Source organism: Dorea acetigenes (genome assembly GCF_025567385.1).
In the GTDB taxonomy this organism is placed as follows: domain Bacteria; phylum Bacillota; class Clostridia; order Lachnospirales; family Lachnospiraceae; genus Claveliimonas; species Claveliimonas acetigenes.
Map to the genome: position 1 here is coordinate 1 of NZ_JAOQJU010000042.1, position 22,823 is coordinate 22,823.

The 22,823-nt window shown below is 44.9% G+C and carries 28 protein-coding genes and 1 pseudogene; all 29 read right to left on the reverse strand.

Annotated elements, in window-relative coordinates; translation table 11 throughout:
- Positions 1-152 precede the first annotated feature (152 nt).
- Positions 153-503, reverse strand: coding sequence for a TnpV protein (locus tag OCV99_RS17230; protein ID WP_158372255.1), 351 nt, complete (start codon positions 501-503; stop codon positions 153-155).
- Positions 504-664: 161 nt separating this feature from the next.
- Complete coding sequence (locus OCV99_RS17235) at positions 665-1,828, reverse strand: CD1107 family mobile element protein (RefSeq protein WP_129873251.1); 1,164 nt, start codon at positions 1,826-1,828, stop codon at positions 665-667.
- The gene (locus OCV99_RS17240; RefSeq protein ID WP_005929904.1) at positions 1,825-2,076 is read right to left on the reverse strand and encodes a DUF4315 family protein; all 252 of its coding nucleotides are present in this window, start codon (positions 2,074-2,076) and stop codon (positions 1,825-1,827) included. Before OCV99_RS17240 ends, OCV99_RS17235 begins: the two co-directional genes overlap by 4 nt.
- Before the next feature lie 35 nt (positions 2,077-2,111).
- Complete coding sequence (locus OCV99_RS17245) at positions 2,112-3,881, reverse strand: C40 family peptidase (RefSeq protein ID WP_129873249.1); 1,770 nt, start codon at positions 3,879-3,881, stop codon at positions 2,112-2,114.
- A gap of 3 nt (positions 3,882-3,884) precedes the next feature.
- Complete coding sequence (locus tag OCV99_RS17250; protein ID WP_038280798.1) at positions 3,885-6,272, reverse strand: VirB4-like conjugal transfer ATPase, CD1110 family; 2,388 nt, start codon at positions 6,270-6,272, stop codon at positions 3,885-3,887.
- A 19-nt stretch (positions 6,273-6,291) separates the two neighbouring features.
- On the reverse strand, positions 6,292-6,684 hold the full coding sequence (locus OCV99_RS17255) for a PrgI family protein (protein WP_002576402.1): 393 nt from the start codon (positions 6,682-6,684) through the stop codon (positions 6,292-6,294).
- Positions 6,685-6,701: 17 nt separating this feature from the next.
- The gene (locus OCV99_RS17260; RefSeq protein ID WP_129873247.1) at positions 6,702-7,568 is read right to left on the reverse strand and encodes a VirB6/TrbL-like conjugal transfer protein, CD1112 family; all 867 of its coding nucleotides are present in this window, start codon (positions 7,566-7,568) and stop codon (positions 6,702-6,704) included.
- A gap of 306 nt (positions 7,569-7,874) precedes the next feature.
- Positions 7,875-8,006 carry a Maff2 family mobile element protein gene (locus tag OCV99_RS18490; RefSeq protein WP_465245507.1) on the reverse strand — a complete coding sequence of 44 codons (132 nt, stop codon included), beginning with the start codon at positions 8,004-8,006 and terminating at the stop codon, positions 7,875-7,877.
- Between the two features lie 23 nt (positions 8,007-8,029).
- On the reverse strand, positions 8,030-9,727 hold the full coding sequence (locus OCV99_RS17270) for a recombinase family protein (protein ID WP_055307227.1): 1,698 nt from the start codon (positions 9,725-9,727) through the stop codon (positions 8,030-8,032).
- A 26-nt stretch (positions 9,728-9,753) separates the two neighbouring features.
- The gene (locus tag OCV99_RS17275) at positions 9,754-9,936 is read right to left on the reverse strand and encodes a hypothetical protein (protein ID WP_158372257.1); all 183 of its coding nucleotides are present in this window, start codon (positions 9,934-9,936) and stop codon (positions 9,754-9,756) included.
- A 206-nt stretch (positions 9,937-10,142) separates the two neighbouring features.
- Positions 10,143-12,017 (reverse strand): AAA family ATPase, encoded by a 1,875-nt coding sequence (locus tag OCV99_RS17280; protein ID WP_262576009.1) that lies wholly within the window; start codon positions 12,015-12,017, stop codon positions 10,143-10,145.
- Positions 12,018-12,055: 38 nt separating this feature from the next.
- On the reverse strand, positions 12,056-13,783 hold the full coding sequence (gene mobQ, locus OCV99_RS17285; RefSeq protein ID WP_158372261.1) for a MobQ family relaxase: 1,728 nt from the start codon (positions 13,781-13,783) through the stop codon (positions 12,056-12,058).
- Entirely contained in the window at positions 13,783-14,148 is a 366-nt protein-coding gene (locus tag OCV99_RS17290; protein ID WP_055307230.1) for a DUF3847 domain-containing protein, read from the reverse strand. The genes mobQ and OCV99_RS17290 overlap by 1 nt, the downstream gene beginning before the upstream one ends.
- Positions 14,149-14,340: 192 nt before the next feature.
- Positions 14,341-14,583: a hypothetical protein gene (locus tag OCV99_RS17295; protein WP_055307231.1), complete on the reverse strand. Its 243-nt coding sequence runs from the start codon at positions 14,581-14,583 to the stop codon at positions 14,341-14,343.
- On the reverse strand, positions 14,571-15,137 hold the full coding sequence (locus tag OCV99_RS17300) for a DUF3990 domain-containing protein (protein ID WP_055307232.1): 567 nt from the start codon (positions 15,135-15,137) through the stop codon (positions 14,571-14,573). The genes OCV99_RS17295 and OCV99_RS17300 overlap by 13 nt, the downstream gene beginning before the upstream one ends.
- Complete coding sequence (locus tag OCV99_RS17305) at positions 15,130-15,354, reverse strand: DUF3791 domain-containing protein (RefSeq protein WP_015553412.1); 225 nt, start codon at positions 15,352-15,354, stop codon at positions 15,130-15,132. Before OCV99_RS17305 ends, OCV99_RS17300 begins: the two co-directional genes overlap by 8 nt.
- Before the next feature lie 49 nt (positions 15,355-15,403).
- On the reverse strand, positions 15,404-15,610 hold the full coding sequence (locus tag OCV99_RS17310; protein WP_158372263.1) for a hypothetical protein: 207 nt from the start codon (positions 15,608-15,610) through the stop codon (positions 15,404-15,406).
- Between the two features lie 57 nt (positions 15,611-15,667).
- On the reverse strand, positions 15,668-16,000 hold the full coding sequence (locus OCV99_RS17315) for a DUF3784 domain-containing protein (protein ID WP_015542405.1): 333 nt from the start codon (positions 15,998-16,000) through the stop codon (positions 15,668-15,670).
- Between the two features lie 53 nt (positions 16,001-16,053).
- Positions 16,054-16,368, reverse strand: a complete 315-nt coding sequence (locus OCV99_RS17320) for a DUF3784 domain-containing protein (RefSeq protein WP_005341847.1) — start codon at positions 16,366-16,368, stop codon at positions 16,054-16,056.
- Positions 16,369-16,422: 54 nt separating this feature from the next.
- Positions 16,423-16,818 (reverse strand): DUF6483 family protein, encoded by a 396-nt coding sequence (locus OCV99_RS17325; RefSeq protein WP_005337294.1) that lies wholly within the window; start codon positions 16,816-16,818, stop codon positions 16,423-16,425.
- Between the two features lie 52 nt (positions 16,819-16,870).
- Positions 16,871-17,215, reverse strand: a complete 345-nt coding sequence (locus OCV99_RS17330) for a DUF2116 family Zn-ribbon domain-containing protein (RefSeq protein WP_158372265.1) — start codon at positions 17,213-17,215, stop codon at positions 16,871-16,873.
- Positions 17,216-17,299: 84 nt separating this feature from the next.
- Positions 17,300-17,926 (reverse strand): alpha/beta fold hydrolase, encoded by a 627-nt coding sequence (locus OCV99_RS17335; protein ID WP_055307235.1) that lies wholly within the window; start codon positions 17,924-17,926, stop codon positions 17,300-17,302.
- 348 nt (positions 17,927-18,274) lie between these two features.
- The gene (locus tag OCV99_RS17340) at positions 18,275-18,481 is read right to left on the reverse strand and encodes a helix-turn-helix domain-containing protein (protein ID WP_005341250.1); all 207 of its coding nucleotides are present in this window, start codon (positions 18,479-18,481) and stop codon (positions 18,275-18,277) included.
- 146 nt (positions 18,482-18,627) lie between these two features.
- Positions 18,628-19,038, reverse strand: a complete 411-nt coding sequence (locus OCV99_RS17345; protein WP_055307236.1) for a single-stranded DNA-binding protein — start codon at positions 19,036-19,038, stop codon at positions 18,628-18,630.
- Positions 19,039-19,061: 23 nt separating this feature from the next.
- Positions 19,062-19,361 (reverse strand): hypothetical protein, encoded by a 300-nt coding sequence (locus tag OCV99_RS17350; RefSeq protein ID WP_242858680.1) that lies wholly within the window; start codon positions 19,359-19,361, stop codon positions 19,062-19,064.
- 686 nt (positions 19,362-20,047) lie between these two features.
- Positions 20,048-20,329: a hypothetical protein gene (locus OCV99_RS17355; protein ID WP_055307238.1), complete on the reverse strand. Its 282-nt coding sequence runs from the start codon at positions 20,327-20,329 to the stop codon at positions 20,048-20,050.
- Positions 20,330-20,343: 14 nt separating this feature from the next.
- Complete coding sequence (locus OCV99_RS17360) at positions 20,344-20,691, reverse strand: TnpV protein (RefSeq protein ID WP_055307239.1); 348 nt, start codon at positions 20,689-20,691, stop codon at positions 20,344-20,346.
- A gap of 83 nt (positions 20,692-20,774) precedes the next feature.
- Positions 20,775-20,873: pseudogene (locus tag OCV99_RS18495) on the reverse strand (Maff2 family mobile element protein); the annotation flags it as partial.
- A 20-nt stretch (positions 20,874-20,893) separates the two neighbouring features.
- On the reverse strand, positions 20,894-22,507 hold the full coding sequence (locus OCV99_RS17365) for a recombinase family protein (protein ID WP_158372267.1): 1,614 nt from the start codon (positions 22,505-22,507) through the stop codon (positions 20,894-20,896).
- Positions 22,508-22,823: the final 316 nt, after the last annotated feature.

The window sequence follows — 22,823 nt, forward strand, 5'->3', positions numbered from 1 at the left end:
TTAAGAATACCTTGCCGCATATTTATTAACTCCTTGTATAATACTGAATCTAATTATATTCCTTAACCCTTTATTTGTCAAGCTTTATTTGTCAAGCTGACAAACTAAAGCAGAAAAAGCGGCAGGATTTCCCCCTGCCACTAATCATCTGTTTATGCAAAAATAATTTCCTTTTCCACAATCTCCCTCGCACAAGCCCTTATGTTATTGAGGCATCCTGTCCATTCTAAGGCGTTTTCTGCCTTTAGCTGTTCCGTTATGCCCTGTGCCTGTTTCATACCCTCTATGAGCCTTTCAAAGCGTTCCTGTGCCTGTCTGTCAATGTCGGCAAGGTAAGCGTTAAGTCTGCCGCTTGTAAGAAGATTGGTGTATGTAACTTTACGGTACTGTTTTAGATAATCTAAATGCCGTTGCCCCCAGATGCCTATTGCCTGTTCTTCTTCGGCGGGTACAGTTAAGCACGGTATCAAATAATCCCCTTGCCTTTCGTATTTGCCGCCCAGTTCCTCAAATAATGAGTTGTTGAGCTGTTCTTACTTTCTATTTTATCAGATATCGCCTACAGATTCCATAGCTTCATAGCTCAAAATAGTTCACCCACCAACCATTTGGCTATGTAAAGGGGACGGCTTTTCAGCCGCCCCACCGGTCAACGCTGCGTTAATCAGACAGGTTCATCGTCCGATTCCGCTTCATAATCCTCGTTGACATCCACTTCTTCGTCCTCGTCACCATCATCCTCCGGCAGCTGGAGCGTATCTTCATCCTCATCGTGATAATCCGCATCCGGGTCCGGCTGATTTTTCTTGGACGCAGGCTTTACGCCCTTCATCTTGATATAGAGATAACCGCCGACACCGGCTGCACCGATCACAAACAGAAGCAGCATAATCATCGGAAGCGGAGACGATTTCTTCTGCTCGCTCTCTGTTTTCTGCTCTTCCGGTGCCGGTTCCGTCTCCTGCGGCTTTTCGGTTTCCGCAGGTTCCGTGACTTCCGGCTCCTTCTCCCGATACTTGGCAGCTTCCTCTTCATCCATCAGCGCAAGCAGATCGGCCTCGTCCACCATGTTCAGGAAATGCACATTCTGGTTGCCGTCTTTATCGCGGTCGATGATCAGATAAAAGGTGTTGCCCGCCTTTGTCACCAGCGTAATGAACTGCTGGCTGGATTTATCTTCTTCCTCACCGATATCGTCCACCAGCGTCATATTTCCTTCCGGAGTCAAAGCTGCACTGGATTTCGTCTCATCCTCGTATGACATTCCACTCTGCATCAGATCCAGAAACAGCTTCAGCGCATCTTCACTGAACATGCTGCTGTCTTTTGCAGAATCCGTGACATTCAGGTACTTTCCATGTGCATACCCGGTTTTGCCGTTGAAGTTTACCTTATACCAGTCACCGCATTTTTCGACAATCTCCACCGTATCACCGGAATGCAGATATCCGATAATCTCCTGATCCATGCCGGGACCGGAACGAAAATGCAGACTGGTGATCCCCGGCACCACCGTACCAGTCTGCTTTTGGGACTTTTCGCTGCCGATATTGTATTCTTTGCCGCCCACCGTAACGATCAGGTTCCCATCCGCATCCGTAGAGACCTCATAGCCATCCGGCAGAACCTGCATGTCCGGGTCGATTTCGATGCTGTCGATATTGTCCGTTTTCCCCGCATTTGTGCTTTCTGCTGCATCCGTCTCCTGTGCAGCGGTACTGACAGGCGTGTTCTTCTGCACATCATCGCCCGTATAGGCAAATGCAGTGGTCGTAAAGGTTCCTGCCGCCATCACGCTGGCAAGCAGCATTGCCATCATCTTTTTCATTCCATATCCTCCGTTTCTTTCTCATCCAGTTTCAGGTTCTCCGGGTTGGGAACCGCAGCCTGCGCCAGCTGAATGATGACTGCCAGCTGTTCCGGGGTCAGGCTCTGGGCATGTACCATTTCACAGATTTCGCTGTTTTCCTGCTCGTGGTACTTTCTGTCCCATTCCTTTCTGCGCTCCTCCCATTCATCGCGTTTCCTGCGGGCTTTCTCGCGCTCCGCAGCAATCTTTTCCAGTTTCAAGCTCATATCGTATCCTTTCCGGGCGAATAAACGCCCTATTTTTATCGAATTCTTCCCATGCAGTAGTAGTGCTGCCGCCAGTAGCTCGTCTCAATGGAAGCATAGGAAATTGGTGAGCCACAGTGGATCATCATCCCGTTGCCGACATAAATGCCCACATGGGATGCGCCGCTGGTGTTGTAGGTTTTCTGGAAGAAGATCAGGTCTCCGGGCTTTGCTTCACTCTTCGGGATAATGTCGCATTTTCCCATCAGACCATTGGCCGTCTGTCTGCCTACATTCCAGCCATTCCCGCAGTGATTGATGACCCAGCTTACAAAACCGGAACAATCAAAACTGGTGCTCGGTGAACTGCCGCCCCAAACATAGGGATAGCCGAGATATTTCTCTGCTTCGGTAATCATCTTCCGGAATTTTTCATCCGTCAGTGCTTCGCCCGGAATATCGTAATCCTGATATTCTCCGCTGGAACCTGCGCCATCCGGCGTTGCAAAGGCAATGCCTGCAAACAGATCATCCCTATTGCCCCGGCACTCCAATGTGACTTCGTAGCGTTGCAGCTGGTCATCTGTGAGGCCGGAATTTCTGGCAACATAGTCCACACCCCGATTGAGCAGCGTTACATTGAGGATTTTATACTCATACTGTACCGTCACTTGATAGGTGTAGGTGTGTCCGGTTCCGGTGATCGGATTATAGCGATAGCCCACACGGGTTTCTTTCCTTGTCCGGATTTCTACCTTTTCTTCCAACTTCAGCTCATACTGCGCTTCAAAAATACTCTGGAGCCGTGCCTGCACCTGGCTTCTCGTATAGTTTTCAAATTCTACGGTCAGCAGAGAAGCAAGCTCATAGGGATTGTGACCGATTTCCGCCAAATTGTAGCGATACTCGTCATAGCCCGGATGGTCGGTTTCAATGCGGTCGATTTGTTTGCGAAGTTTATCTTCCAGCTTGGTATAATCCGTCTCCACGCCTTTCAAATCTTCATCTTCCGCTGTATAGGAAGTCCCCAGCACCACATTGCCGCCGCCATTGATCAAGACAGAGCAGGACGATACCGACCCGGCAATCACCAAAACAAGCAGTCCCACGGCTGCAATCCCGATGATGATATGCGAGTGGCTCTGCACAAACTGAAACGCCTTTTCCGTCATGCTGGCAGTACCCTGCGCAGCTTTGGCCGTGCCAGCTGCTGTGTTCTCCGCTGCGGCTGCACCTGCCTTCGCAGCGGCATACTCTTTTTTGATAGCCTGCTTCTGCCGCCATCTGGAAAAGAAATTCGAGCCAGCCTGCGGATCAGACTTCATGCGTTCCGCAAAGATGGAATCCACGGCATCTTTATCTGCCTTTTTCTCCAACCGCTCCAGCTTTTTGTACTGCCGCAGCTTTCGACCATATTGGAACCGGGAACCGGCACGGGCTGCACCTTCCGCTGAACCTTCGGAAAAATGCGCTGCCTCCACACCGGAATTATTATCCTGGTCGGCATTGCGCACACTCTGATGTGCTTTGGCTGAAATCGCATCTGCCGAAAGATTCCCCGGCTTCTTTGGCTTACCGCCCTTTTTCCCGGAAGCCGCTTCATTCTTCTTCGCCTTTACCTCCTGCTCCGATTTCAGCTTCTTACTGCACATCTTGGCAAGATCGGCCTCGTGACGAATCTGCCTTCGGTGTTCCGCTTTTTTCTTGCTGCTGTCTCCCGTACTGCTGTCTGCGGTCTTGCTTCTGGAATCGCGAAGGGTGTTTTCCGCACCCTCGCGCTCCTGCCGCAGCTTGTCTCCGAGATTCGGATTTTTCTTGCCAGCCATCGCTTACGCCTCCTTCGCTTCCTGCACTTCGGTTAATTTTGTCGTCATAATCCGGTACAGTTCCAGATCGGTCGGGAAACGATCAACGAACGGCAAAATCACATTTCCGTAGAACAGCAGTCCTTCGCCTTCACCGGAGTGGGTCACATAGGACAGCTGATGTGGGCTGATATTCAGCTGATCCGCCAAAATCTGACGATCACCGGCTGCTTGATTCAGCATATAAATGAAGTCGCTGTTCTCAAAAATGTTCGTCACTTCGCGGGAAGAAAGCAGGTCTTTCACGTTCTGGGTGATGCCGGTGGGAATACCACCCCATTTACGGAATCGCTTCCAGATTTCCACGCTGTAAGCCGCTGTCTGCTCTTCTTTCAAAAGCAGATGGAACTCGTCCATATAGTAGCGGGTGGCTTTACCGGCATTGCGGTTGGCGGTTACACGCCCCCAGACCTGATCCTGCACCACCAGCATACCGATCTTTTTCAGCTGCTTGCCCAGCTCCTTGATGTCATAGCAGACCAGCCGGTTATTGATATCTACGTTGGTGCGGTGGTTAAACAGGTTCAGCGAACCGGTCACATAGATTTCCAGTGCCGTTGCCACATGGTGTGCTTCCTTTTCATCCTGCCGGAGCAGTGCCTCGTACAAGTCCTGCAACACCGGCATGTTCTCCGGCACCGGATTCTCAAAATAGGTCTGGTAAATCTGATGAACACATCGGTCGATGACCGTCTTTTCTACCGGCTGCAAGCCTTCTTTTCCGCCCACGATCAGCTCACACAGGGACAGGATGAAATCTGCTTTCAAGGCAATCGGATTATCCTCTTCCGAATAGTTCGCATTGATGTCCATCGGGTTGATATACTGCGTGCTGGAAGGGCTGATTTTAATGACCTGCCCCTCAAATTTCTTCACCAGTGCCGTGTACTCGGCTTCAGGATCGCACACAATTACATCGTCATCCGTCACCAGGAACGCATTGGCGATTTCACGCTTGGCAGAAAAGGATTTACCGGAACCGGGAGTACCAAGAATCAGCCCGTTGGGGTTTTTGAGCTTTTTCCGGTCAACCATAATCAGGTTGTTGGACAGAGCATTCAGCCCATAGTACAGAGCCTCTTTCCCGGTCTGAAACAGTTCCTGGGTGGTAAACGGAACGAAAATTGCCGTGCTGCTGGTAGTCATGCTGCGCTGAATCTCAATCAGGTTCTGTGCCAGCGGCAGACAGCTCATCAGCCCCTGCTCCTGCTGAAAGTCCAGACGGCGCAGGTTGCAGTTGTACTTCTGCGCGATACTGGAAGCTTGAAACACATTGGTTTCCAGCTCCTGCTCCGTCTCGCCGGTGTTCATCACCAGAAAGGTCAGCAGGAACATACGCTCATTCTGGCTCTGCAATTCCTTCAGCAGTGCCTTTGCGTCCTTGCCGTAAGTTGCCAAATCTGACGGAATGATGTCCATATCGTATCCGGAACGGACAGCTTTCTTCTGTTCCTCAATCTTGGAACGATCCAGCTCCGTAATGGTGTGCTTGATGGATTTGATTGCTTTATTCTGGTCTACCGACTGAATGTGCATAGTCACGATCTGGCTGGATTCCATATCCAGAAAATCCTTCAGCAGCTGATCCGACAGGTCGGAAGCCGTGATCTGGAGATAGGACATGGAGCCATACATCCCGCCCATCTGAAAAATACGGTTCTTCGGAAAGGCAAAACCGGTCGGTGCAATAAAGTCCTTTACCGACAGCCCGCTCTCCGGCAACCACTTCCAATCGAAATTGAATCGGTCATGGTCACCCATGTGGAACATATCGTGCATCAGATGAAGCCGTTCCTTGCCGTTCAGCAATTTTGCCCGGACACCCAAGCGTTTGAAGTTGTTCATCAGGTCGATCTCGATGTGAATGAGCCTCGGCTTTGCCTGTTTCATGGATTCCGCCTCAATGCCAAACGTCAGGTACTTCGTCTTGGTCAGGCCGTTGTTGCCCTGGGCAAGCTGGCGGCGCAGCATGGTGCTGTACTCCGTGCGCACCGGATTGAAATGATCCTTCTGGTACGGGATACGCACCATCTTCTCAAAATTCGAGGCATCCGTAGCCATATTCATAAAAGAAAGCTCAAAGCGGATGCTGGAATCAAAGAAGTTCAGGAAGCTGCACCATTCCTCAAAGATAGCCGTCTGATCCTCCTGCTGTGCCAGCTGGTAATTGATGTCCTGAAACTGAATGGTTTTGGTGTAGTAGTTGTCCGTCACACGGCAGATACCATCCGGGAACATCCGCTGAAAGGGAATGCTATCCTGAGCTGAGTGCGGAACCGTGCTGTCACCCCTTGCACGGTCAATCACCGTCTGCACCTGTTTTTGCTCTGCGGCTGACAGATGGGACGGCATTCGGATGTCATCCTGCTTTTTATTCTTCGCTGTCAGCTTTTCGAGAATTTTGAACAATGCGATTTACCTCCATTTCCACGTCTGCCTGCTGAACCAGCAGTGCATAGTAATTTTTTGTTTTGTAAGGCCGCGTTTTCGGCCTCTTGAACTTTGCCTCATAGAAGTGCTTTGCCACCACTTCCAGCGGCTGACCGTCTTTCTCATACATGGCAAGAAAGAAAAGCGGCAGCATCACCGCCATCATGCCAAGTGCGGCAAGGCTCAGATTCCCGCTGGATTTGAGTAAAAAGAAAACCGGAACGCCAATCAGCGCACCGGCTCCGAAGCAGAGAATCTGCCGTTTGGTCAGGTTCATAAAGACCTTGGTCTTGACCTTTGAAAGGTCTCGCGGCACAGAAATATAAGATGCCATGACTCATTCCTCCTCTCTTAGTGCGCTGCAAACACGGATTTCGCGAGGCTTCCCGTCTTAAACAACGTAAATGCCAGCAAAACCGTATAGCCCATAACGCCCCAAATGCTGCTGATAATGTTATCCGAAAAAGACAGGTTCTGAATCAGAACTGCATAGATGCCTACACAGATCATGATAAGAAAGCCCTGGAATCCCAGTGCAAACAGGGAGCGTAGATAGTTTTGACCGGTGTGGCTCTGCTCATGGTTTCCAAAGGTTGCGAACGGAATCGGCGCAAGGCTTACCATGAGATATATTTCCACCATTCGGCCATACACGATAACAAAGATAATAGCCGACAATGCCAGCATCGTGACCTGAACCACAAATGTCTGCAAATACAGTCCCAGCAGCGGTCCCAAGTCCATGCCTTCCAGTGTGGCCTGCATCGCTGCCAGGGTCGCATCGCTGACGGACGTACTGCCGGAAATCAGACCGCCGCTTCGGGAGATCACTTGCTGCGCCACATCAAAGACAGCCATCGTGATATTGAATGTGTTCGAGATCAGGGTCACTGCCAGAAAGGTCTTAAAGACCCATTTGAAAAATGTCCAGGTCTCGAAATTTGCCAGATTGTTATGCTCGATGAGCATCTGGATCAGCTCATAACAGGCGATGAATGTCAGCACCATTCCGGCAATGGGCAGGATCACGGATTCCGAGATGTTGCGGATCATAGAAAAAACCGCAGGTGAAAAGTTCGCCGGTGTGGTTCCCACATCTCCTGCGATCTGTCCAACCTGCTGGTTGACCGAATCGAACATCCCTGAAAGATTTCCCATGATACCGCTGATGATCATGCTCTTGAGCCAATCTGTGATCTGTTCAAGGATACTCTGCATGAGCCGCCTCCTTCCTTACGCGAACACGCCGAACAGCTTCGCCATCCGGGACAGAAGCATAAACAGCTGTGAGAAAAGAGACAGTGCCGATGCAGTTGTAGTAAGAAACGCCATAGATTTGTCCTCCTGTAACTTGTCCGGCCTATCAGCCGGTGCGATTCTAAACTGCGGTTCTGCGCCATACTTCCAACATGTGCACCTGCCAGAGAGCGCAGAACATAGCCAGCTGCGGAGATTGCCTGCACCTGACTATGTAACAGGCAGCTTTCGCCGCCCGGTCGGAATCTTCGCCCCGACAGCCTTTGCTTAACCGAACAGACCGGAAAGCAGCGGCACCAGAGTCGTGCCGATCAGTGCTACACCGCCACCGGCCATCAGCTGTTTTATGTCTTTTATGAGAAAATATTGGCTCGAAATAAGCCTTGAAAAGATTAAAATAGATTAAATTTTGATAGATTTTCTTATTTATGGGAGCCGGAACCTCTTTCGATGGTTCCAAGCTCCGGTATTGGTTTTAAATTGAAATGAATTTCCATTGTGACCATTTCAGGAGTGCGGCGGTAATTCTCTGTTCCGTCTTTCTCCTGCGGTTCTGAGATAACGATTTTACTGATTAGTCGGTTCAGAAGATTGGCATCCAGTTCTTTAATGTCCGCATACTCGCTGATATCCTCAATCCACTGCTGGGACTGTGCATCCAGTTTTTCTTCTGTATTCAGCACACTCTGGTTCTGGGAAAGTTCCTTTTTGATGTCTGTCTGCTCTTTCTGTGTCTTCTCCAACATCTTATCAAAAACAGATTCTGTAATCTTGTCATTAATTAGATCATCATACAGTTTTGCAATCAACCGGTCTAATGTCTCCAGGCGGTCTTTCTGTTTTGATACCAGCTTCTCCAGACTGTCTCTGTGTCCCTGTGTATCTTCTTCGCATAACTCCTTCACCCGGTTTTCCAGTTCTGTTCCATCTCCGGTGACTGCTTTTGCACATTCCTGGATTCTGATAAGGACTGCATCATACAGATCATCAGCGTCCACCCGGTGTTGAGTGCAGTGTGCTTTTCCCTTATGGATATAGGTGGAACAGGTATAAACTTCATGCTGATCTTTGGTATGCGTCTTCTTTAATGTCAATGCACCGCCACACTCTGCACAGCGGAGCAATCCGGCAAACATGCTGTATTCTCCCTGTTCTGTCTGACGTTTCCTGCCTGTCATCTTCGCCTGTACCAGATCAAATACATCCTGCGGAATGATTGCTTCATGGGTATTTCTGACTGTAATCCAATCCTCCGGTGCTTTATCTCCCTGATTGCCAATCTTAAAACGGTAGTACCGTTTCTGGGAAGCCATGTCACCACAGTACACTGGATTCATCAGCAGGGACTTGAGATAAGATTCATCCCAGACAAATTTCCCATTCTCCGGATCTTTCTTTTCCCATTTGGTGTAGTAAGTGCGAAGTCCCCGTTTCCTGTGCCACCAGGTAGGGCATGGAATCTGCTGGCGTTCCAGTTCTCTGGATATGAAGTTGATCCCATGACCATCCACCGCCCATTGAAAAATTTTCCGGACAATCGGTGCTGTCTCCTCATCAATCAGAAGATGTCCCTTTTCCTCCGGGTCTTTCTGATATCCCAATGGTGGAACAACGCCTGTAAACTTCCCCTTGGTTGCCTGCAGGTGGTAGGAAGCATGAACTTTCTTGGAAATATCCCTGGAATACATCTCATTCAGCACGTTCTTAAACGGAGCAATCTCATTGTCCCCGTCAAAGGTATCCACATTGTCGTATAATGCGATATACCTTACTCCATGCTTGGGGAAAAACTCCTCCATCAGAAATCCTGTCTGTACATGATTTCGTCCCAGTCGGCTCTGGTCTTTGGTAATCACAAGATTCACCAGTCCTTTTTCACAGGCTTTGAGAAGTCTCTGCAAGTCCGGTCGGTCTGTATTCAATCCTGTATAACCATCGTCTTGAAACACATCCACCACCTGCCAGCCCTGTGACTGACAGTAATTCACCAGAATGTCCCTTTGGTTGGAGATGCTGGCACTCTCTCCGGTCAGTTCGTCATCTTTGGAAAGTCGGCAGTATACGCCAACTCTCCATGTTGCATTTCTGTCTATATTGTTACTCATATATCTGTTGTTCATCTGATACCTCCGTTACGTTGCACATCCTACGCAGATTTCAGATTACTGAACTCATAATCATTATACTGCTTATCTTTCATTATTGCAAGTTTATCTTTTGTTTTCGTGTCACGTATTTTCTGTGCAATCACCTCGGCAAATACTTCTTTTGCGTCCTGATCACCGTCAAAATATACTTTGATATTGATGATTTTCTTCTTCGCTGCCATTGTAAACCCTCCATTTTTTGCAAAAAAAGAGCAACTAATCCATTTTTACAGATTAACTGCCCAGACTGTTGGTTTCATTTTTTTATTTTCGTATGGATACCTACTGTTTTCGTTCGATTGCCTTGCACTGGCAAACGGCAGGCGGCAGATAGGGTATCTATAAAGACTGCCGTTTACTCCAAAATCCTGCCGTCACCCATTCTCTTTTATTTTTTTAATCGAATAGTATTTTCCTGCTTTTCATTCATCTGATAATCCAGTTCTTCTTTCATCCGGCTTCTTACTTCACGCATGGTTCTCTGGGAAATCCCCTGTGCCTTTGCTTTTTCATCCACTTCCCGGATGGTGATCGTGTTTCCGTCTGTCAAAAGCTCCTGAATCAGCTTTGCCCCTCTTTGTAGTTTTGTCTCTGTCGGCTTTCCTTCTTTCCCATCTAACAATTCATCGGCAGAAATCTCATAAGCTCCCACCCATCGGAAGCCTTCTTCATCTCCAAGTTTAAATGCCATCGTCTCACCCGGAGGTGCAAGGGAACTTTTCTCATGGAGCAGAACCCTTGTGGTCGGGTCTTTTTTTACTTTTCCGATAAAGATCAGGCTCCTCACTGCCGCCATGATGTCAATGGAGCCAAGTCCCCGGTAGGTGCTCTGTGTCCCGGAAGATTTGTTCAGATGTCCGATCAGCACAATCGCACAGCCTGTCTGCTCTGCGATCATCCCTAGTTTCCGGAATACCGGACGGACTTCATTTGCCCGATTCATATCCACATCTGCACCGATAAAAGCCTGTACCGGATCAATGATTAAAAGTCTGACCTGATTCTGACGGATAGCCTTTTCAATACGGTCATCGGATAATGTCAGTGTTTCCTCTGTATCATCAATGACCATCACCCGGCTCAGGTCGGCACCTGCTTCTACCAGTCTCGGCTTGATCGTATCTCCCATGCCATCTTCGGCGGTCTGATAGATCACATTGAAAGGTTCAATTTCTTCCATATTCGGGAAAGTCTTCCGGTTCGTGCAGGCTGCGGTCAGCATCATGGCAAAATAAGTTTTTCCCTCTCCCGGATTGCCCTGGATAATCGTCAGTTTTCCAAATGGCAAATAGGGAAACCACAGCCATTCTACGCTGGTCTGCTCAATGTCTTCATAACACAGCATTGGCACCAATTCTTCCTTCTCCGGTGCTTTCATTGTAACTGTTTCAATGATTGCTTTCTTCCTGTCTGCATTTTTATCGCAAAGGATTTCATTCCAGTCCTTTCGGGACGGTTTCAGACGGATGACACTGTATCCGTCCGGGATTTCTTCTGCCAGTTTCTCACAGGCTTCATTCCCTGCCTGGTCATTATCCAGGCACAGGAATACAGAAGTAATCTGAGGGCGTTCAGAAAGAAAAGCCCTCAGTGCCACACCGGAAATGCCACCCAGACTCAGGTAGCTCCGCTTTTTCCAGTCTTTGGGAAATAGTTGGATAAAAGAAAGCAGATCAATGGCTGCTTCAAACACAAACAACTGATTATCCGTCCCTCTGTGACAGAATCCGCAAGATTTATCAGATCCAGCCACATCTCCCCTGTATTTTATTTCACTTGTTCCCCTGCAATGGGCATATCTGGGAATACCGTCTGCATCCCTGCCAACAAACACCACATTATGGTGCTTCTTTTCTTCATAAATATCCCCACTGCTGATCCATTCCTCCACCAGATTCTTTTCAATCCCTCTGTTTTCTGTCAGATATCTGATGATTTTCTCATTATTTTCCTCTTTCTCTGGTAACCGGAAGTCAGGGGACGGGGCGGGGCAGGTACTGTTCCTGCCTTCGCCTTCCTCCCCGATTAACTTTTTAACTGCTTCCGGAAATGTAGCGTTGTAAAATTCCATCACAAAATCCACCGGATAGCCGCCCCTGCCCTGACTGTGACGATACCACCGGTTACCGGATACCGTTACACTGTCATGCTTTTTCCAACGATATTCCCTGCCACTTTTCACCAACTGTTCCCCCTGTGCGTTCAGAAAAGAAACAAGATTGGTCTGGTTGGCTCTTGTAATCTGTTCTTCTGTATACTGCATTTTCCTCATCCTTTCCCATCTGTCCTGCTGACAGACTGTTATAAACTCATCTCATGGTTCCGTTTTTTCTTCACTGCCTGTTGTTTTGCATCACGCTCTGCACACTCTTTCTTCTTTTCATCCAGTTTTCTCAGAAGAGAAGTCTTCTTTTCTGTCTTCTGCTCCGACTGCTTCACCGGCTGTTGCTCTGCTTTTCCATTTTCTTCAAGAATATCTTCCGTCTGAACTCCATAAAATACCGGGAATTTCACCTGCTTCTCCCTTTTTTCTTCTGAACGCCCGGAAGTATCTGCTTCTGCCATTTCCCGGTCACGTCTGGCAATGTCTGCACAGCTCTGTACCTTTTTTACAAACGCAAGTTCTTCCTGATACGGCTGATTGTCTGCTTTCAGCTCTTCGATCACCGCCTGGAATTCTTCTTTCTCTCGTTTCCATCTGGCAGTAGGCACCTTTCCATTTTGATCCAGATGCTGTTTTAGTTCCCGTTCACATTTGCGGTAATAATTGATTTCTTTTTTATGCTGCTGATAATATTTCTCCCGTCTTTTCTGAAAATAGAAACGATTATACTCATCAATCAATGGCTGGTTTGTTTTAATCACCTCTGCCATCTTTTCCAGATTCTCCAGTTCCTTTAACTGTTTTCGCTTTTCGGAAATTTCTTTTTTGCTGACAGAAACAACACCATTAAGTTCCTCAATCCGTTCCTGCAAGTCATCCATCGTCTCTATCTGATGGGTCTGAAGATAATTGATGGATTTTGAAAACTCCTGTAAATTGGAGAGATTCTTCCCTCTCCGTTTCATCTCCGCATAGAAATTTGGTAACGGCGGTCTACCCTGTGTCTTTTTATCATAATAATCCTGCAAACTCTCCAGAAGTGTAGGGTTCTGTCTGCGATCTAGCTCTGCTTTCATTTCCTCATAAGCTGTCTTCATCCACTGAATAGACTCTTTTAGAGAAATAAACATCTGGTTGAACTGCCGGATTGCCCGGTTCAGTTCTCCGATTACCGTTTTGATTCCCTTTTTCTCCATTGCCCGGACTTCATATCCCTCATGGATGGTCGGGATCAGGTCAATCCCCTGTTCTTTGTAGGAACGGTGGTCGATTCTGGCTGCCATGTGGCACTCCTGGAATTTCCCATTTACTTTCTCTGTCCATGCCCGCCGCCATTCTTTTAAAAGTTCGGGATCATTCCAACCGGTAGTAGAAACAGCATTGAACATATCTTTTCCTTTCGCGTCCTTCACCCGGTTTCCATCCTCATCAAGAATATATTCCCGTCTCTGTTTATTGCCCCAGATTCCTTCCTCTGTAAAAGGACGGATTGGGGCAAGCACATGGAAATGGGGATTATCCGGCTCTTCTTCATTATCCGATTTTCCCTCATGGACTGCCAGATCCACGATCATGCCACGTACCACAAACTGCTCCTGGCAGAATTCTTTCGCCAGTCTTATATTTTCCTCAAGTGTCAGTTCATTCTGCAGGGCAATGTCAAACGAATAGGCAAGCTGCGCCTTGTTGTTCCTTTCTACATGCTCCACCTCGTTCCAGAGTGTTTCCCTGTCTGTCATACGCTCCGGCACATACTCCGGTGTCAGAATTTCTGTAAATACCACGCCCGACTTGCTTGTATAGTCATGTATCTTATTGTAATAACCGTCATAAATCCTCTGCCCGGAAATATAGGCTGCGGAAGCAACCACCATCTGCCCTTTCCCTCTGGATACATGTCTTACTGAAAAATGATACAATGCCATTAACTGTCATCTCCCTTCTCTGTTTTTTTAACCGCTTCTGCAATCTGTTGTCGGTCTTTTTGTGACGCTGAGATATAAGTCTGCCGCACAATACTCTTGTTGTAACTGCTGTTCTGCAGCTGGTTCATTATATTCTGAACATCTTCCTGCTCCAGATCTCTGGACAACGGAAACGCTTTCTCAAACTCTGCCCCTTTGACAATCAGCCGGTGGGAGCGTTCCCTGCGTTCCACTAACTTTTTTCTCTGCTCCAGAAGGTTTTTGTTGTGGATTGCAACCTCCAGTTCCTGTCTGCTCTTTTCCATATTTGCCTTCAATTCTTCCAGTGACATGGATTCATATTTCGGATTTTTTGCTCTGCTCACTTTGTCGTTCTCCTTCATTTTTCTGTAAACAAAAAGAACCGGCTGATTCATGAATGCCGATTCCTAGGTATAAAAAAACTGAGGTCGTTGTCCTATGATTAGGAAATGCTGACCTCAGCGTTTTTGAAATATTTAGTTGTCACAACGATATAATAGCGGAAGTTTTTAACACCATCTGGATATGCATTCATCTCAAATCTGATATCCGGATTTCTTTAACTCTTCCCTATACAATTCAGCTATATATGCCGGACCATTGCACCACAGCTTTGTTTTCTCATCATACAGTGCTTTTCCTGTCTTTGAACATAGAAAATCTGTCAATATCTCTTTTCTGTCCTTTCCCGTTTCTTCTGCAATCTCATCTGTCACCATAGTGATAAGAAGGTCTATTGTATAATTCATTTTTTCCTTTGGAATTGTTACTTCAGCCATATCTTCTCACCTTTCACAAATTTCAGACACTTAATGGCGGCTTCTGTTTTGAAGCAATATTGATCTTTTAGTTTATTGGGCAATAACTGTCTGATGCAGAAATCGTCTGCCTCCTTATCGCCTGCTGTCCCGAAAGCCCCGGCAAGGTAAGCAGTAAGGGTAGCGTTTGTTGCATCATCCGCAATCTTTCCTGCAATGATATCATACCTTGCCATTTCACGTTCAACTTCGATAAACATTTTTTTCTTTCGATGAGCTGCAATGCAATGTAACCAGTCTACATCTGCATTTTCATAAATATGCGTTTCAAGATTTCCTGAAAGGTTGAATTCAAAAGTCGAAATATATCCGAACTTCTGTCCCTCTTCAATTGTTCCGGTTGCGATTGCTTTGGCTATTGAGGTTCTCAGAAAACTTTCTGCCTGCTCCTTGGATGTAGTTAAATAAAATCCCTGCCCAAAATCTTTTCTCTTTGCACATTTGGCAAGATCTGGCTCTTTTACCTCACAATAGCTTCCATGATAGAGAACAAATCCATCTTTTAACTCAAGCACTAATCTCTATCCCCTTTCCTTGCAAAAATTCAGTAATATCTTCAAGCACAGCTTCATCGCCTTCACAATGAAAAATTCCATAACATTTTTCTATATATCCAAGAACATCAGCTTCTTTAAACAAGTGGATAATCTGTTCAACAGGTAAATGCCACTCTTCTGAAGCAAGCCGGATTAATCTTGTTTGCATGAAAGTAATCTCTGTTTTCTCACTCATAATGAATCCTCCTCATTTTTCTTGGTCAACCGGAAGTTAACAAACAAACTCATTTTTTGCTCATTAAACACTTCTTAAATATCCAACTTACAGTAGCTCCAATAACCAAACCTATACTCGCTGTTGTTAAATCACCCTTTAAAGTACCTAGTGCAAATCCTACAACAGCACCTACATACCAATTACTAAAAAGTTTGGCTAATGTTAAAGTATCTTCTTCGTCATTTTTATTTTCATTATTATGTTCTTTGTTCATTTATTCGTTAGTCCCTTTGAAAATTTCGAGTTGTTAAAGTCCACAAGTCGAAATTTGTTACCTTCTACATATTGTATTTCCCAAGACAATAATTATCACAACATCAGCTAAAATAATACCCAATGCAATATACACAAAAAATGCCGGTAAAATATTTTCAAACACTCCCATAATTAATAGAAGAATTGCTATAACAGACATTCCAATTCCCATTGTTCTGCATAGTTTTTTTTCATTATATTTTGCCTTTTCTTCTTTTGAAGCTGTATTATATCCGGAAATTAACCAACTTCCATGTCCAGAAATCAAAACTATGGAAAGTACAGCAAATATTATAAATCCAACATATACTACCCAGTCTGGTCCAGTTGATAAATCTGCCAGTTTCATTTGTATAACACCTCCCACGAAATTCCAATTTTCTTAATTCTACAAACTTGAATTTAACGTTCTCTTTTATGTCTATCAATAAGCAACAAAACAAACATAATAAGCCATATCCCCCATGCGATCCAACAGCCTATTCCTTGATATTGGATATCTATGATTATTCCAATAATAAAAGGAACTGACATAAACATCATTCTTTTTCCATATGCCTTACACATAGCATTCTCATCGTATTTCTTTCGTTCATCCGCTGATTTCATATTATAACCCGACAAGAATTTAGCAGCTTTTCCTTCTGATTTATAAAACCACATTCCAAACAAAAACATAATCACTGCCATCATAAAGTCAAAAACAATATAGAACATATAATACAATTTCTCCTTTCAGCCAATCACTCTTATCTCTTTGAATTTTCTACATTACTCTTCAGCTTTGACCAAACATAGCAAATCAGTATATCCTGACTGCATAAGTAATTGCTTAAAACCAGACATCACTTCTTCTTTTGTATAATTATTATTTTTCAAAAACTCACTATCCTTCTCACTAAGATATTGGTAGAAAAGAGCTGCTGCCATTACCTCATTTCTGTCTGTATAATCAATGCTATCTAAAAGTATATTCTCTGCTTCGTTAATTTTCCCAGAATCAATCATATCAAGAAAATCTTTCAAATTTTTCCCTGATACTTCATATTTATTTTCTTTTTCAAGTTCAACAGAAACATACTTTTTCCCAAACATTAAAGAAAATAATACTCTTACCATTTCTTTTATCATTCGCATAATATAGTCTTTTTCGTCTGTGAAATACATTTTTCACCTCCATAACTACCGATTTCTCTGTTTCAAAAACTGGAATTTGTAATCAAACAAGCCCTACCCATAATCCAACCGCTATAAGTAATATACCAAGTATTCTTCCTACAACTTTTGACTTTCGGTATCCTAAAAAAGTTGTTGTTTCTGGAGTGGTAAATGGCAACATAACAACATCTATACCCATTACTATAATTCCAATTCCTATAATAAAGTCGCTGTTTAATGTAATGCCATAAAACATAACTAAAAACCCTAAAATAATCCCTATCATAAAATACTTGATTTTCTGTCTATCTTTCTCAATTATCTTCCTATAACTGTTTTCGCATTCATTGCTACAGAATTCAAAATTACTATTTAGTTCTTTGCCACAATATCTACATTTCTTCATACTAATGTTCCCCCGATAATTTCCAAAATTCCGTTCAATAACTCCCGATTTTTCGTTCTCTGCGACTTCCCGATAAATGGGAAGTTAATTGATACTATCATAAAATCTTTGCAACACGATCGCCAACTCTTCCGGATCTTCTATGTTTGCTTCATGACCTGTTTTCATAAGTTCATGGAAGTTGGAATTGTTCAAATAATGGCAAAGTTCTTTTGCAGTTTTTTTGTTCGCATTGTCCTTCTCTCCACAAACGATTAATACCGGACAAGACACCTTATGAAGTGAGTCGCTGAAATCTAATTCAGCCATCGTACCACATAGGTTAATAACATCTGCTTTTTTGAAGCCCATTTTATTGAATGCCGAATTCGGCATAAGATGAAACAACATATTCTGAACTTTTAATAATTTTTTTGGCATTTTATATTGTGCTGCAATTAATACGAGTGCCTTTACTTTATCCGGGTGGTCTATCGCATAATTAAGTGTCAAAACAGCTCCCAGTGAAAGCCCACATAAGACAATTTCTTCATTCTCCTTGTCGCATTCTGATGAGAATGCTGAATATAATTCCTTATATGTAGCAGCTTTCCCTTCTAACATCTCTGATAAACTTAAACTGCGACTGCTTTTCGATACTTTCGTTTCTTTTATTACTCTATTCCAACTGTCTGGTTTTTGCCCTAGTCCATGCAAATATAAATACTTCATATATTGTCACCCTTCAAATTTATATTTCACGCTTTCTATCACTTTATATGTCTGTATCTGAAATATTCAGCCACAAACTTTATCGGGGATAGGCACTTGTGCCGCAAGGGGAAACTCCCCTTGTACGAAATCTCTGATTTCGCTGTATTTCCCGGATTGAGATTTCTCAAAACCGGGAGCAGCACCGCAGGTCGCACGATACAGGCAGATGAAATTGCATGTATAGAAGTGCGCTCTTAGCTTTGCCAAGAGAATTATGCCGTATCCGGCATGTTATCTTTTTTCAATTTCTTTTTTCGACTTCTGAAGTATTCTGCCAGATTTAATAATTTGACATATCTGCTCCTGTTATTCATCATCTGTAAATTCCATCATCTCATCAACAGTGCAGTCCAGCTTCTTGCATATCTTCTCAATCGTCTCCATTGATACATACTGGTTTTTTCCCATCCGGGCAAGAATATTACCACTGATCCCAGTGAGGTACTGCATCTCTATCCGCTTCATATTTTTATCTATGAGCATTTTCCATAATCTGTTATAACTTACGCCCATAAGCTACCTCCATATTTCTCATTCAACCATATTTTGATTATATCACGTTTTCGTTAGGTTGAATACCTGTAATTTTTGATTTCTTCTTTAAAATGGAAAAGAGAATGCCCCGGCAAAGAGCAGCCTCTCCAACCATTTATCCCGGTTTAGTCAAATGGAACCTCTCCTTCCGGTGCTTCCATAAATCCGTCCTTATCTGTTTTCTGTGTTTCTGACGAATCTGCACCGGCACCGTTATCCTTGTTCTGAGCAAATTCATGTTCTTCCACAATCACATCTGTGGTGTAAATTGTTTTCCCGTCCTTATCCTTATAATTACCGGTGCTGATACGACCTCCGATCACAATTCTCGTTCCCTTGTGAAGATATTTCTGTGCAAACTCTGCACTCTTTCCAAATGTGACACAAGAAATAAAATCTGCTTCCTGTTCTCCGTCACGTTTATATCTTCTATTTACCGCAAGTGTATATCTTGCTACTGCCATATCATTATCTTTTCCGGCATATTTGATCTCCGGATTCTTTGTCAGTCTTCCCATTAAAATCACTTTATTCATAATCGCTACTGTCCTTTCCGCAGCTACGCTGCCATTGCATATTCTTCATCATCTGGTTCATTGTCCGGCATAAACATTGCACATGCGTCCGGTGGATTAGTATCATCCGGCGAAAACATTTTCCGAATCATTTCATATATGCTCGGATACCGATATGCGATTTCTTCTCTTGCGAGGAATCTGCATACCTTGTAAAGATTCTTTTTCATTTCTGCATCCGTTGCAAGCATAGCTGCCAGATGGATTCTTTCCTTTGTACAGTTCAGATTCGGGCATCCAAACCAGTGGATTATCTGCATTTCTTTCATTTTCAGTTCTGTCATAAACTGCTCCTTTCCAGGCATTTCGCCCTGTAAACATTGTTATCAGTTTCATTCGTCCGGCGGTCTGGCGTGCGTTTCCCTGTCATCTGCAGTCGTCTCAGACTGCCTCTGCCTGCATCAGCAGGCCACTGACCATAAGGCTTTGGTCAGCCGCCCATCATCGGGAGTGTCATTATGATTCCGCTCACTCTCTGTAAAAGAAAGGTCATGGCAGAACTCCTGGTAGACTTCCAGGGTGCACTTATCGGTTGTCAAGGTTCAGCGAAGGAACATTCCAAAACGTCCTCTGATTACTAAAGTCAAATGACTTGGCATGATGCAAAAAATTCGTGATATTTTTTTGCATTTTTATCATTTTTTCTTTTACTTTTGTTAGCCCCTTCACTTACTCTGTATTGGGAGAGATAAAAGCGGACATGATTTTGAAAAATTATGAAAAAATTTTGTTCCTCTACCTATAAAGCTTTTGAAAGTGTATTTACCAACCCCCTTTTGCAAGTTTTTTTCGCAAAAATGAACTATTCCCTCACTAATTGCAAGGTTCAGAGGGTGTTTGGACGGTACTTTCGCAGAAAAATTTATTTTTCTTACTAATCACACGTGGGGACTTGAAGAATGTCAGATGATTTTAAAAAAAACAAAAAAGAAGCACTGACCGTTACAGTCAGTGCTTGTAAGATGAATATTTAAATTTTACTGTCTTTCTCACACACCAGCCTTTCATAATCCAGAAATCCTCGGATATACATTTCTTTTGCCACAATCCCTTCCATGGCATTTTTCGCTGAAATAATTCTGTCCAATGCCTGCCACATCTCCTGTCCGGCATCTCTGAGGACTGGTTCCAGTATATCTATGTAATGATGAATTTCTGCTTCCAGAGAAAACATCTCTGGATCAGATTCAAGAAATCTTTCCAGTTCCTGCTGGTATTCTTCATAATAACTTTCAATCAATTCTCTTCTCATATCCGGAATCCCCCTTATATATAAATCAGTTCCTGCTTGATGATTTCAGCAGCCCGGTTGCGGATATTGTTGCAGTGGCGTACCCATTCCATAGGATTCTGTCTCTTCAGTTCCTCGGTAACTCCCTCCGCACTTCGTATTTGAGCTTCAATCAGCTCAAAGCGTTCCTGTGCCTGTTCATTCAGATCTGCCAGATAGCTGTCCAGTCTGGCGGTCAGAAGAAGATATGTATAAGTTCCAGATTTATGTTCTTTCAGATATTCCTTCCGAAACATTCCCCAACAGCCGATCGGTCTGGTTTCCTCCGGATAATAAAGATTCGGTAAATAGTAGTCTCCAACTTTTGTGTATTCGATTTTCATAGTGTTTTCCTTTCGCTTTTCATGAAATTGTCATGTTAAATGCGTAGGATGTGCGTTTTTCCTTTAAAATCTTTTCACATAGAAGACATTAAGTGCTTCATGCCCTGAGACTTTGCTTGTGTGTGGTAAAGAAGCAATAGAAGTGTAAATTTTTTTGCCGTTCCTATCCGGCACTTGCGCAAGGTGTCGGATAGGTCGGGCATTATTCGTCGGGAAGTTCTACCTTGCCGACAAAGCTGTAATAAATATCAATGTCCTGTCTGCGTGTGCCGTTCTCGTCATAGCTGCAATCATGGACAACGATTTTTTCAATAAACTCCCGCAACAGGGTGTGGGTCAATTCCTCAAAGCTGGTGTACTTGCGGACAACTTTCATAAACTTTTCCGCATTAACCGTGGCTTCCTGTGCCTTTGCCAGTTCCGCTTGCAGTTCAGCGGCACGGCTCTTGACCTGTTTCTGTTCGGCTTCATAGTCTGCGGAAAGTTCCGCAAAGCGTTCATCAGAAATACGCCCAGTCACACTGTCCTCATAAAGCCGCTTGAAGATAGCGGACAGCTCCGCAATCCGCTTTTCGGCTGCGTCCAGTTCCTTTCGCTTGGCAGCGTTGCGGCGTTTGCCGCCGTCCTCGTTCTGCTCGATCAGCAGCTTCATAAACTGCTTTTCATGCTTGGCTGCATAGCTTGTCACTTTCCGCAGATTGGCGGTCACACCCGCAGTCAAAAGGTCGGTGCGGATAAAATGTGCGGTGCAATCGTGGGTACGCTTCTTGTAGTTGCCGCAGATGTAGCAATCCTGTTTTCGGGTTTTGTTCTCGTATCTCTGCTGATAGAGGACGCTCCCACAATCGGCGCAGAACAGCAAGCCGGAGAACAGACCGACTTCATCATAGCGGTTTGGACGCTTGCGCTGCTTGCGTAATTCCTGCACACGCTCCCATGTGGCAAGGTCAATGATTGGCTCATGGGTATTCTCGAAAATGACCTGTTTTTCTTCGGGATTTTCCACGCTTGATTTGACCTTGTAGGACACTTTCTCGGTCTTGAAGTTTACCGTATGCCCCAGATATTCCTTGCGTTCAAGGATATGGACAATCGTGTTGGTCGCCCACTTGTAGGGATAATCGGGGTAGTAACGGCGTGTGCTGCCTGTCCTGCGGTATTCCAATGTACCCGGTGTTGGGATTTGCTGCTCGGTCAATACACGGGCGATTTTGGTCGGACCGTTCCCGGCAAGGCACAAACTGAAAATCTGCTTGACGACCGGGGCAGCTTCTTCGTCCACGATAAAGCGTCCGTCCTCACCTTTGAGATAGCCATAGACCGGCTGACTTGTGATAGGCTTGCCACTCATGCCTTTGCTGCGGAAAACTGCCTTGATTTTCTTGCTCGTATCTCTCACCATCCATTCGTTGAAGATATTACGCAGAGGGGCAAAATCATTGTCGCCCTGTGCGCTGTCCACTCCATCGTTGATAGCGATAAAGCGAACGCCCCTTTGTGGGAAAATCATGTCCGTATACATTCCCACTTGGAGATAGTTTCGCCCTAATCTCGACATATCCTTGACAATGACCGTTCCGACTTTCCCGGCTTCAATATCCGCAAGCATGGCTTGAAAACCGGGTCTTTGGAAGTTCGCACCGGAGTACCCATCGTCCGTGTACCATTGGAGATTGGTAAAGCCGTTCTGTTTTGCATAGCTTTCCAAAATACGCTTTTGGTTGGAGATGGAATTACTCTCGCCCTGCAATTCATCTTCATGGGATAATCTCGGATAAAGGGCGGTAATGAGGTTTTGGGTTGTCTGTCTAATCATGGTTTCCTCCATTTCCGACAGCCAGCCCCGCTATTCCGTAAGGAAATTATATCACACGGGGCGGCTGCCTGTATAGCTGGTAAATGTGAATTTTGCTTCTTTATCGCCCGTCATTATGACGATTTTTTGGAATTAGGCTTGTCATGCAGTATAACTTGGCTTGTGTGTAGCTGCGGTTTCCGCTTCAAGCACTTTCATCATCTTGTCGGCTGCGGTGGCTGTGGTATCTTTTGATGTGGTATAAAAAAAGTTGACACCCCATTCTCAAGGATTTGAGATATAATCTAGAGAATAAGGAGTGAACAAAATGGCAGAA